At 31.6% G+C, this 12,629-nt stretch carries 11 protein-coding genes; 10 read left to right on the forward strand and 1 reads right to left on the reverse strand.

Translation table 11 applies throughout. The annotated features are described in order from the left end of the window. The first annotated feature begins 16 nt into the window (after window positions 1-16). The 7 genes from tyrS (at window position 17) to VCM48_RS11230 (ending at window position 6,526) form a co-directional block, all read left to right on the forward strand. On the forward strand, window positions 17-1,321 hold the full coding sequence (tyrS, locus tag VCM48_RS11200) for a tyrosine--tRNA ligase (protein ID WP_482270562.1): 1,305 nt from the start codon (window positions 17-19) through the stop codon (window positions 1,319-1,321). Between the two features lie 430 nt (window positions 1,322-1,751). Continuing rightward, a complete protein-coding gene (locus VCM48_RS11205; protein ID WP_147431701.1) occupies window positions 1,752-2,117 on the forward strand; it encodes a hypothetical protein in 366 nt (121 codons plus the stop codon). Between the two features lie 164 nt (window positions 2,118-2,281). Further along, the gene (locus VCM48_RS11210) at window positions 2,282-3,070 is read left to right on the forward strand and encodes an MbnP family protein (RefSeq protein WP_482270563.1); all 789 of its coding nucleotides are present in this window, start codon (window positions 2,282-2,284) and stop codon (window positions 3,068-3,070) included. 101 nt (window positions 3,071-3,171) lie between these two features. Continuing rightward, on the forward strand, window positions 3,172-4,203 hold the full coding sequence (locus VCM48_RS11215; RefSeq protein ID WP_482270564.1) for a cytochrome-c peroxidase: 1,032 nt from the start codon (window positions 3,172-3,174) through the stop codon (window positions 4,201-4,203). Beyond that, on the forward strand, window positions 4,166-5,155 hold the full coding sequence (locus VCM48_RS11220; RefSeq protein ID WP_482270565.1) for a transporter: 990 nt from the start codon (window positions 4,166-4,168) through the stop codon (window positions 5,153-5,155). The genes VCM48_RS11215 and VCM48_RS11220 overlap by 38 nt, the downstream gene beginning before the upstream one ends. Before the next feature lie 123 nt (window positions 5,156-5,278). After that, a complete protein-coding gene (locus VCM48_RS11225) occupies window positions 5,279-5,821 on the forward strand; it encodes a DUF2911 domain-containing protein (protein WP_482270566.1) in 543 nt (180 codons plus the stop codon). 162 nt (window positions 5,822-5,983) lie between these two features. Beyond that, window positions 5,984-6,526 (forward strand): porin family protein, encoded by a 543-nt coding sequence (locus VCM48_RS11230; protein ID WP_482270567.1) that lies wholly within the window; start codon window positions 5,984-5,986, stop codon window positions 6,524-6,526. 46 nt (window positions 6,527-6,572) lie between these two features. Here VCM48_RS11230 and VCM48_RS11235 read toward each other — a convergent pair whose 3' ends face one another. Next, on the reverse strand, window positions 6,573-7,574 hold the full coding sequence (locus tag VCM48_RS11235) for an SAM-dependent methyltransferase (protein ID WP_482270568.1): 1,002 nt from the start codon (window positions 7,572-7,574) through the stop codon (window positions 6,573-6,575). Window positions 7,575-8,008: 434 nt separating this feature from the next. On the opposite strand from VCM48_RS11235, the gene leuS reads away from it, so the two are divergent. The 3 genes from leuS (at window position 8,009) to VCM48_RS11250 (ending at window position 12,452) form a co-directional block, all read left to right on the forward strand. Continuing rightward, on the forward strand, window positions 8,009-10,828 hold the full coding sequence (gene leuS / locus VCM48_RS11240) for a leucine--tRNA ligase (RefSeq protein WP_482270569.1): 2,820 nt from the start codon (window positions 8,009-8,011) through the stop codon (window positions 10,826-10,828). Window positions 10,829-10,933: 105 nt separating this feature from the next. After that, window positions 10,934-11,386, forward strand: a complete 453-nt coding sequence (locus VCM48_RS11245) for a hypothetical protein (RefSeq protein WP_099276567.1) — start codon at window positions 10,934-10,936, stop codon at window positions 11,384-11,386. Window positions 11,387-11,495: 109 nt separating this feature from the next. Further along, window positions 11,496-12,452: a hypothetical protein gene (locus tag VCM48_RS11250; RefSeq protein WP_274639041.1), complete on the forward strand. Its 957-nt coding sequence runs from the start codon at window positions 11,496-11,498 to the stop codon at window positions 12,450-12,452. Window positions 12,453-12,629: the final 177 nt, after the last annotated feature.

A 12,629-nucleotide genomic window follows, 5' to 3' on the forward strand; every position in this document is an offset into this window, starting at 1 on the left:
TTAAAAATAGAATAAAATGACCAAGAATTTAGTAGAAGAATTACAATGGCGTGGAATGATTCACGACATTATGCCAGGAACCGAAGAACAACTTCAAAAAGAAATGACATCGGTTTATATTGGTTTTGATCCAACTGCAGATTCGTTACACATTGGTAGTTTAGTTCCAATTATTTTACTAGTTCACATTGAAAAAGCAGGGCATCAACCAATAGCTTTAGTAGGAGGTGCAACTGGTATGATCGGTGATCCAACAGGAAAATCAGATGAACGTAATTTATTAAATGAAGAAGCTTTAGCAAAAAATGTTGCGGGTTTAAAAAGAACGTTAGGTCGCTTTTTAGATTTTGATAACGGAGCTAAAAACTCTCCTTTATTAGTTAACAATTACGATTGGATGAAAGATTTTTCATTTATCGAATTTGTACGAGATGTTGGTAAGAGAATCACTGTAAACTACATGATGGCAAAAGATTCTGTAAAAAAACGTATTACAGGAGAAGCAGGTAACGGAATGAGCTTTACAGAGTTTACGTATCAATTAATTCAAGGGTATGACTTCTATCACTTATATAAAACCTTAAACTGTAAATTACAAATGGGAGGTTCTGACCAATGGGGTAATATTACCACAGGTACAGAACTAGTTCGTAGAATGACACCTGGTGAAGATGCAAAAGCATTTGCAGCTACGTGCCCATTAATTACAAAAGCTGATGGTTCAAAATTTGGAAAATCAGAAGGAGGAAATGTTTGGTTAGATGCAGATAAAACATCAGTTTACAAATTTTACCAGTTTTGGTTAAATACTTCGGATGAAGACGCAGAAAAGTATATTAAAATATTTACATTTTTAGATAAAGATACTATAGATGCTTTAATTGCTGAGCATAAAGAAGCTCCGCATCAAAGAGTTTTACAAAAGAAATTAGCTGAGGAAGTAACAATTTTCGTACACTCTAAAGAAGAGTTAGATAAAGCAATAGCTGCCTCAAATATTTTATTTGGAAAGTCAACAGCTGAGGATTTAAAAAACTTAGATGAACAAACTTTTTTAGATGTGTTTGATGGGGTACCACAAGCTGAGGTTACTTCAGAAGACATAGCTGAAGGCTTAGACATGATTGCAGCTTTAGCCGCTAAAACAGGTTTCTTAAAATCAAATGGAGATGCAAGAAGAGCATTAAAAGAGAACTCAATATCAGTAAATAAGGAAAAAGTGGGTGAAGACTTTGTTATCACTTCAAAAGACCTTATTGCTGATAAATATGTGTTACTACAAAGAGGTAAGAAAAATTACTTTTTGTTAAAAGTAGCATAAAGAATATAGTATATAAAATTAAAAGCCCTTAAAAGAAATTTCTTTTAAGGGCTTTTTGTTTGTGATATATAAACAAACGGGGGAAATCGTTATAATTATGAGACAGCTTTTAAATCAAACGTTAAAGGACATCTTTTACAATTAATTCCTTTCTTTTGATACTTATTGCAGCATTTACTTTTAGGTTTAATACAATTACTTGCACATGAAGAACTACAAGTAGTAGTTTTCTGTAATGTCTTAACAGAAGTTTTAGAGCTAACGTTCTTGGTTTCAGTATAAAAAACAATCATTATCTTTTCGTAAAATCCGTGCAAATATAAGTTTTTTATTTAGAATAAATTAAAATAAAACAAAAAACGTGAAATTTTATTGTTGGTTATCAGTAGGGATAGTAGTATCTTTGCGCTAGTAAAAGCCCTCTTTGTTGTTGAAGAAACTAAGCATATATTTTTTTGTTGCATTATACATGATAGCCATGTTGCGCCCAATAGCTCCTTTTGTTGAGTATGCAATAAATTATGATTATATATCAAAGGTTTTATGTATCAATAAAGATAAACCAGAATTAAACTGTAACGGTAAGTGTCAGTTAATGATGGAACTTGAAAAACAACAAGACGACGATTTTAAATCACTACGAATTTCAATGGAAGAATACCCTATTGGGTTTGTTTCTATCTTAAACATAGACTTAGAAGAAAAGCAGTTTATAAAAGAGAAAGGAACATTTTCTTATAAGAAAAATTATTACTACTTATTTAATCAAGAAGTATTTCATCCTCCTATTATTTAATCTTCATAATTAGCTATAATTACTACTAATTGGTTACAAATAACGTAATCAAAATGGTAGACTATTGTAAAATAAAAACAAGATTAAAAACACAATTTACAAGTAAAATCTTTAATGATGCTCAGCATTGTTAAAGAAGTACTGTAGTACATAAAATTTAAAAGATGAAAAAAATATTTGCTTTCATAGCTTTGGCTATAGCGTTCACTTCTTGTAGTGATAATGAAATAATCAATGATAAATTAGAAGGGAAAAATGAAGTAGTAATAGAGTTTGATAATGGTTTTTCTGAAGACAAACTTTTGTTAGGTACTTCAACTTACACCAATGGAAACGGAGAAACATTAACAATAAATTCTTTCGATTATATCGTAAGTAACTTTGTACTTGTAACAGAAGAAGGTGAGGAATTTGTATATCCTAAAGAAGAAAGTTACTTTATAATAAGTGAAGGAGGAGGAGATAAACCTAAGAAAATTCAAATATCACTTAAAGATGTACCTGCTGGAAAGTATACAAAAATTAAATTCGGAATTGGTGTAGATCAAGAACGATTTATAGAAGGACAAGCAGTACAACAAGACTTTTGGACTTTAGCAGAAAGCTACAATTTAACTTGGAGCTGGCAAGCCGGGTATAAGTTCGTAGTTTTAGAAGGAAATTATAAAGAAAATGCAACGGATAATCCTTTTATGCTTCATATTGCAAGTAGAGGAACGACAGTTGACTTATACAAAGAGGTAACATTACCTATGGATGTTGTTATTGTAAGCAATGAGCAATCACCACAATTACATATTAAAGTAGATGCTAATACAATGTTAGATGGTAAATCTAAAATTAAACTTTCAGAAGAAGCAACTATTATGGGAGGAGATAAAGCTTCTTTAATTGCGGAGAATTATACTGAGATGTTTATGGTTCACCATGTACACCACACAAATCATCATTAATAATATTTAAATCTAAAGAATAGAGTGAGAGCTCTATTCTTTAGATTTTTTTTAAGTGTAATAGGCTAATTGTTTTCAATTAGCTACTAATACCCTATGTAATGAAAAAATTAATGATTGTATTGTTAGTATGCTCTTTCTTTAGTTGTAAAAAAGAAGAGGTGTATACTAATGTAGAACTAGCTTTTGAAAAACCAAGCAATTTTCCTGAGCCACATTATAATTTAAGTTCAAACCCAATAACTGAAAAAGGTTTTGAATTAGGAAAGAAACTTTTTTATGAAGGAAAACTTTCTTCAGACGGAGTGGTTTCTTGTGCTTTTTGTCATCAGCAAAAGTTTGCGTTTACACACCATGGACATCAATTAAGTCATGGAGTAGAAGATAGAGAAGGAACTAGAAATGCACCACCAGTCCAAAATATGGCATTCCACAAACAGTTTTCATGGGATGGAGCAGCTTTTCATTTAGATGTATTTCCAATAATACCTATTACAAATCCTGTTGAAATGGATGAAACCGTAACCAATATTTTGGAAAAACTACGACAAGACGCAGCTTATCGAAAATTATTTAGTCAAGCTTTTGAGGATGGGCAGGTTAACGCTGATAATACATTTAAGGCGATGTCTCAATTTATGTTAATGATGGTCTCAGCAAACTCAAAGTATGATAAATATGTTCGGGTTGAAAAAGGAGGAGAGTTTTCTGAACAAGAGAAAAAAGGCTTAGAGCTTTTTAAGGCAAAATGTGCTTCTTGCCATACTTCAGATTTATTTACAGATGATGCTTTTAGAAACAATGGTTTACCAGTTAATCCAGAAATAAACGATTTGGGTAGAATGACTGTAACCTTATTAGAAGATGATAAATACAAGTTTAAAGTACCAAGCCTTAGAAATATTGAACTTACCGCTCCATATATGCATGATGGTCGATTTGGGTCACTAAAATCAGTATTAAATTTTTATGCAACAGGAGTTCAAGAAACTCAAAACTTAGATCCAATTCTTAAAAAAGAGGATGGAACAACAGGAATATCATTAAACGAACAAGAGAAGGAAGATATTATAGCTTTTTTAAAAACATTAACAGATGAAGAGTTTATCACAGATAAAAGATTTGCTGAGTAGAGTAATACCAATATTAATAGTATTAATTTCAGTACAAATACAAGCAATCAACCCATTTCCTGAGCGTTACGAACTATTTTTAGATTGTGATGCTTGTGGTTGTAGTAACAGTGGAGGTAGTTTAGGAATGGGAGGAGTTATAGATAATAATTTTATTGGAGTACGTTACTTACATCAAAAATACCAGTCTAAAGACGGAATTTTTAATAACTCTCCAATTATAAATGAGTATTTTAATACAGTACAAGTGTGGTCTAGAATTCCAATTATTAAAGAGTATTTAGAAGCCCAAGTTTTTGTTCCTTTCCATTTTCATTCAAGAGAATATGTGGAGAAAACAACAGCTATTGAAGGTTTGGGAGATATTTCTTTTTTAATTAACTATACTGTTTTAAATAAAAATACAGGAAATTATAAAGAAGAAAAAGACAAGGTTATCTCTTCTAGTCATATATTGAAAATAGGAGGAGGATTAAAGTTGCCTACAGGAACTTATAATGAAGCAATTAATAATTCAATAAACCCTAGTTTTCAATTAGGAACAGGGAGTACTGATGTAATTACCAACATTCAGTATGTATATAAGAGAAATAACTTTGGAATTACAAACTATCTTAATTATTATATAAAAACAACAAATAAGGAAGAATATCGATTTGGAAATCAATTTAACTTTAATAGTACCTTTTTTTATATGTTTAAAGATAATAAGCAAAATAGCTTTGTACCTTCGGTAGGGGTTTCAGGAGAGTTCTTTGCAAGTAATAGAACGCTCGGATTAAAAGTGAAAAATACAGAAGGATATGCATTGTTTTCTAGTTTAGGAGCTGAGTATAATGCAAAAAAAATAACAGTAGGAGCCTTGGCGATGTACCCCATACAGCAAAATTTAGCACAAGGAACTATAGATGTAAAATACAGATCTGCTATTTACTTGAATTACAATTTTTAAGAAGATATACTCCCGCTTTGTTAAGGATTAAAAGTAGTATTGTTTTTAAAAAAAGAGCAAATTTTACGTAAGGATTCTTAAATTTGGTGACAAATCCTCAATTAACAATTAATAAAGAAGAACATGAAAAAATCAATTTTATCAATTATCGTATTTGCTGTAGCACTTGTGTTTACAAACGATGTAGCGGCTCAAAAATTTGCAAGCTTAGATAAAAGTCCAATGGATGCAGCTGCTTATCCAAGTAGTTACAGAGTTTCAGATAAGAAAGTAAAAGTTGTTTATAGTCGTCCACAATTAAAGGGAAGATCTTTAGCAAAACTAGCTCCTATGGGAAAAGTTTGGAGAACAGGAGCAAACGAAGCTGCAGAAATCACATTTTATAAAGATGTAACTTTTGGAGATAAAAAAGTAAAAGCAGGAACATATACATTATTTACTATTCCTGGAGAAAAAGAATGGACTCTTATTTTAAATACAGCCAAGAATGTTTGGGGGTCTTACTTTTATAGTGAAAGTGAAGATGTAGCTAGAATTATTGCACCTACTACTAAGTCAGATGAAACAATCGAAGCTTTTTCTATTGTTTTTGAAGGAGAAGACGATACATTTAACATGTACATTGGTTGGGATAACGTTATTGTTACTGTTCCTATAAAAGGATAATTATAATTAAATATAAAAAAGAACAGGCATTTTAGATGCCTGTTTTTTTGTGGGTTATGTTGAAATTTACAAAGAAGGATAACAAAAGCTTCAACAAAATATTAAGAAAATTGGCATGATGATTGTTTCAAAACTTCTCTGTATAAACTAAAAACTATTATGATGAAAAAAACAGTACTTGTAATTTTATGTATAATCGCATTTTCAGGAGTTAAAGCTCAACAAGTTAAATTTGGAGTTAAAGCAGGGTTAAATGTTGCTACAATCCATGGAGATAATTTAAATACCGATTCTAGATTGGGGCTTCATGCAGGGGGATTAGTAGAATTGAAATTATCAGATTCATTTTCTATTCAACCAGAAGTTTTGTACTCACAAATGGGGACAGAAAACGATGCAAATAAATTAAAAATAGATTACATTTCGTTACCAGTCATGGCTAAATACTATATTGTTGATGGTTTTTCCCTTGAGGTAGGTCCTCAAATATCATTTTTAGTAGATGATGTTTTAAAAACAAATGATGGTACAAGCTTAGATCCAGATGTAGAAAACTATGATTTGAGTGCAAACCTTGGTTTAGGTTACCAATTTAAACAAGGCTTATTTTTGCAAACACGATATAATTTAGGACTAACAGCAATTCAAGAAAACCCTGATATTAAAAACGGGTCTTTTCAAATTTCTGTTGGATATCAGTTTTAACAATATAAAAGCCTCTCTTTTGAGAGGTTTTTTATTAAGTAGTACTTTACTTTTCTAAAGAGTACTTTAGCTCAATGTCTGGATCCATTTGGTAAGTGTAAATAATTGAATTAAAGTGAAAAGGATGCTCAATTCCCATTTCAAGAGGAATTGTTAGAGAAGACTCATTTCTTGTCAGCCAAATATCACCATAAACATGTACCAATGTATCCAATAGTAAGTAATTGTACTGTTCTATGTTTAATGATTTTACAGCTACTTTTTTATCAGGTAGTTGAGTAGGAACTATTGTGTTTACTATATTTAATGAAATAGCTTCTCTGACATTTAAAATGGTATCAACTTCAACAGGTGTATGCTTAGTGTCAGCAATAAGATCGGTAGCTAAACTCATTTTTATCAATACATTTTCTGGAATTACAGCGGTATCTTTTGGTAGTTGAGGAAGCAAGTTGAATAAAATAGGAACATAGCACTCTCTATATAACAAAGCATCCAACGTTTCACTAAAGAGTATATGATACTTTTCAGGTTCAGGTATTTTGAAAGTAACAGCATCAGCAGTATAGTAGTTTGTTACATAATTAGTAAGCTTCAGTTTTTTTATAAGGTTTTTAGCATACTCTAAAGATTTATCATTAATTTCTAGTAAAGAAAATTGTATTTCTTCAGGTCTAAAAAGTGGAGCAATTAGAGTAATAAACGGAGCATAGGGTCCACAACCAGCATAAAAAACACGGATCGTTTCATTAGGGTAATTTTGTTGTTTTTCTTTAATCGCCATTACCATAGCTTTTAAAAACTTTACAGTTCGTTTGTAATCTAGCAAACATTGTGCAGCATGATTTAATCCTAAAGCTTTTCCTTTTGCAGTTGTTATGGCGGCTAAGTGCTCTATATGATTGTCGAATCCAGTGAGCAAAATTAATTCTTTAAAGTAAGTGTGTATTTCGTTTATTAAATTTTCAATTTCAGATTGTTCAATAGAGTCTTTAAGTAAGATAGATACTTTTTCTTTAATATCTAAAGTCGTTATATTTTCGCTCATAAGTAGGTTAGTTGTTGAGTTCCCTAAATTAGAAAAATAGAACTAGTTAAAAAAGAAGCTAATGAAGTTATGTTAACAGTTTTAGAGGCTGAAATTAAATCACTTATTACTCAAAAATAGGCAGTAAGGATATTTTTCAGTTTTTATAATAACTCAATTAATATTTTGCGAATAACACCAAATAAAAGAATTAGTAAAAGCACATAGCGTTTAATAATCATGATGTGTATGTAGTAACGTTAAAAGTAATTTTGATGTACATAGCACATTAGTACAATATAAAAACTCTCTTATTTCAATTTTAAACCTTACAAAGCTTAAATGCTTGTGAGGTTTTTTGTTTATTTAAGTCTTTATAAAGTATTAAAAGAACTAAACTTTTTACTTATCAACAATAACTGTAAATTTGCATCCTTTAAAACAAGCGATTACAAATGCAATACAATCATCAAGAGATAGAAAAAAAGTGGCAAAAGTACTGGGCAGATCAAGGTACATTTAAAGCTGAAAATAATTCTGATAAACCAAAATATTATGTGTTAGATATGTTTCCTTATCCATCAGGAGCAGGGTTACATGTTGGGCATCCATTAGGGTATATCGCCTCAGATATTTATGCACGTTACAAGCGTCATAAAGGGTTTAATGTATTGCATCCACAAGGATATGACTCTTTCGGGCTGCCTGCTGAACAATATGCGATTCAAACAGGGCAGCATCCAGCAATTACTACAGAAACGAATATTAAAACTTACCGTCGTCAGTTAGATAATATTGGGTTTTCGTTCGATTGGTCTCGTGAAGTACGTACTTCAAATCCAGAATATTATAAATGGACACAGTGGATTTTTATTCAACTGTTCAATTCTTGGTACAATAAAGACACAGATAAAGCAGAAGATATTGCAACCTTAGTAGCAAAGTTTGAAGCAGAAGGAAATACGAATGTAAATGCAGTTTCTGATGAAGATATAACTATTTTTTCTGCGGAAGAATGGAAAAACTTCTCTGACAAAGAACAACAAGAAGTACTATTACAATACCGTTTAACATTTTTATCTGATACTGAAGTAAACTGGTGTCCGGCACTAGGAACAGTATTAGCAAACGATGAAATTGTAAACGGAGTTTCAGAACGTGGAGGGCATCCTGTAGTTCGTAAAAAAATGACCCAATGGTCTATGCGAATTTCTGCGTATGCACAACGTTTATTAGACGGATTACAAAATATTGATTGGCCACAGCCATTAAAAGATAGCCAAACTAACTGGATCGGTCGTTCGCAAGGAGCGATGGTTGCTTTTGATGTTGATGGACATGATGCTAAAATAGACGTATTCACAACACGTCCTGATACTATTTTTGGAGTGTCTTTTATGACCTTAGCTCCAGAGCACGATTTAGTGGCGAAAATTACAACTGCTGAGCAAAAAGAAGAGGTAGAAGCCTATGTTGAAGCTACAGCAAAACGTTCTGAGCGTGATCGTATGGCAGATGTAAAAACCATTTCGGGTGTGTTTACTGGTGCGTATGCGTTGCATCCGTTTACAGGAAAACAAGTACCTATTTGGATTGGTGATTATGTATTAGCAAGCTACGGTACAGGAGCGGTGATGGCGGTACCATGTGGTGACCAACGTGATTACGATTTTGCAAAACATTTCGGATTAGAGATTCCGAATATTTTTGCGAATGTTGATATTTCTGAAAAAGCAAACGATGCTAAAGATGGAATTAAATTAGCTAACTCTGATTTCTTAGATGGTTTAAACTATAAAAAAGGAATGAAAACCGTAATCTACGAATTAGAAAAACGTGGATTTGGTTACGGAAAAATAAACTATCGTTTACGTGATGCAGTATTCAGTCGTCAACGTTATTGGGGAGAACCATTCCCTGTATATTACAAAGACGGAATGCCACAAATGATTGATGCGAAGCATTTACCAATTGTATTACCAGAAGTAGAAAAATATTTACCTACTGAAGATGGAAAACCACCATTAGGAAACGCAGAGGTTTGGGCATGGGATACAACAACAAATACTGTTGTTGAAAATAGCAAGATTGACAACGAAACTGTTTTCCCGTTAGAACTGAATACTATGCCAGGGTGGGCAGGAAGTTCTTGGTATTTTAACCGTTATATGGACTCGAATAACGAAGGAGAGTTTGTAAGTAAAGAAGCGGTTGACTATTGGAAACAAATAGATTTATATATTGGAGGTTCAGAACACGCTACAGGACACTTATTATATGCGCGTTTTTGGCAAAAATTCTTATTTGATAGAGGATTGTTACCAGTAGATGAGTTTGCTAAAAAACTAATCAACCAAGGAATGATTTTAGGAACTTCTGCTTTTGTTTATAGAGTAGAAGGCACAAATACATTTGTTTCTAAAGGGTTAATAGGAGACAAAATAGTACAACCTATTCATGCCGATGTTTCTTTAGTAAATTCTTCTGATGAGTTAGATATTGAAGCGTTTAAAAAGCATCCATTAAATGTTGATTTTAAAGATGCAGAATTCATTTTAGAAGATGGTAAATACATCGTAGGACGCGAGGTTGAAAAAATGTCAAAATCGAAATACAATGTTGTAAATCCAGATTTAATTTGTGAAGAATACGGAGCAGACAGTTTACGTTTATTCGAAATGTTCTTAGGACCGTTAGAACAAACAAAACCTTGGAAAACTTCAGGGATTTCAGGAGTATATTCTTTCCTAAAGAAATTATGGAAATTATTTACAGATGAAAATGGAATCAATGTTTCTGATGCTGAACCAACGAAAGACGAATTAAAGACCTTACATAAAACGATTAAAAAAGTAGAAGAAGATATTGAGAACTTCTCGTTCAACACATCCGTTTCTACTTTCATGATTGCAGTAAATGAGTTAACAGCGTTAAAATGTAACAAACGAGCTATTTTAGAACCATTGTTAGTGTTAATTTCTCCGTATGCACCACATATTGCAGAAGAATTATGGAGTCAGTTAGGACATGATGAGTCTATTGCAACCGTAGCTTTTCCAAAATTTGAAGAGAAGCATTTAGTTGAAAGTTCTAAGAACTATCCAGTTTCTTTCAATGGTAAAATGCGTTTTACCTTAGAGTTACCGTTAGATATGAGTAAAGACGAAATTGAAAAAACGGTCATGGCACATGAAAAAACACAACAACAATTACAAGGAAGAGAGCCTAAAAAAGTAATTATTGTCCCAGGGAAAATTATAAATATTGTAGGGTAAGCTAACCTTATAAATATAAAAAGCCCACAAGCAATTAATTTGTTTGTGGGTTTTTATTTTTAAACTAAATTCGCGCCTTGTAAAAACAAATTAAAATTTAAACGAATGAAAAAGATTTTTAAAATTAGTTATGCGGTTTTGATGTGCCTAACTTTAGTAATGAGTAGCTGTTCTGATAGTGATAATGATCCAGCTGGAATTGCAAACACAAAATTATCAGGAAACGTATTTGGAACAAGTTTTACGGCAGAAGGAGGTAAAGCATTTATGTCTGGAAATAATGAACTTTCAGTACATATTACCAATATACAAGCAGATTGTAGTTCAGATATTTTTGATTATGAATTAGAGATTTCAACTTATGTGAAAGCAGAGTTAGGAACTTATGATAATGTGAATGTAGTTTTTAGTAAGAAAGGATCTAACCCTTTAAACTTTTTTCAAGGAGTTGCGGAGGTAGTAAGATTTACAAATAATGAACTAACCATAAAAATAAAAGCAAATTCAAGTGCTGATAATTCAATAGAAGGATTTTTTACAGTTCCTTTTTGTGAATAATAGTTAAAAATATTGTTTAAAAGAAAGCCTTTACATGCATGTAAAGGCTTTCTTTTTATGTGAGAAAGTCAAAAACTTTTCTCAAATTTGCTTTCCAAAAAAATAAAATATGAAAAAAGTATCCCTTAACAATTCTTGGATTTTTGCAATAATTCCAATTGGTATTTTCATTTTTGTAGCATTTCCACAGTTACAAAACGTGTACGAAGCGTTTCATAAAAGAGAAATTGAAGTACAGCAAAGTGTACGAGAACTAGACTCATTACAACAGCTTACAAATCCCACAAGAAAAGATTTAAATGATATAAAACGTCTTGAAATTACTGTTCCAGTTCATAAGTTAAGTATAAGTAAACAACGATATACTTACTATAAAACTGGTGGGATGTTAGCGGTATTAGCTTTTATGCTTATAGGTATGTTTGGTTCTAGTTATTGGGCAAAAAGAAAGAAAAACTCACCAACCAATAAACAAATAGAGTTTTCTTTTGGTGACTTTACAACCGATGCTATTGGGCAAAACATTTCTTGGAGTGCTGTTAAAGGCTCAGGAAGTAATTTTTTAAGTGAACGCTTACAAAAAACAGCTTTTGGTTATAAAATTACCTCTAGCTCTTATTTGAAATTTGCAGCTTGGAGTTTCCTTTTAATGGGGTTAAACTATGTGGTTTGGTCTTTTATAGAATTTTTTGAATTTTCAAAAGAACCTTTAACATTTATGCATGGAGGAAAGATGTTTTTTACTTCAGGCGGTCCTTTTTTATTAGTAGGTGTTTTCTTATTATTTTCTTTTGGAGCCAAAGCATTTTTATACTCACAAAAAAGGAAAGTATTAGTTGATGGTGAAATAATACCTTTTCAACAAGTGTATGCATTACAAGTATTGTCAAAATTTGTTGAAGGAAATAAGTCAGGAGGTTATTATTGTTATGAAGTTAATTTAGTTACTCAAAATGGAGAGCGTCATAACTTACTGAATCACGGTGATAAAGAATATTTGTTAAGTGATATGGTAAAAATAAGTAGGTTTTTAAAAGTACCTGTTTGGAATAATGGAGTAGCTTAAAATAATTTATAGGTATTTGACAAACTTTTACTAATTTACACAAATACAAATCGTAAAAGCTGACATTATTTTATCCTGTAAAAAAAAATCATCCAATACATGTTACTTTTCTTCAGTAAGGGAGATACCTGAAAATGTTTGGAAAGAGCTTCAGTGTACAAATAACTTATATCTTCA

Source organism: Tenacibaculum sp. DPLXC6 (genome assembly GCF_056815515.1).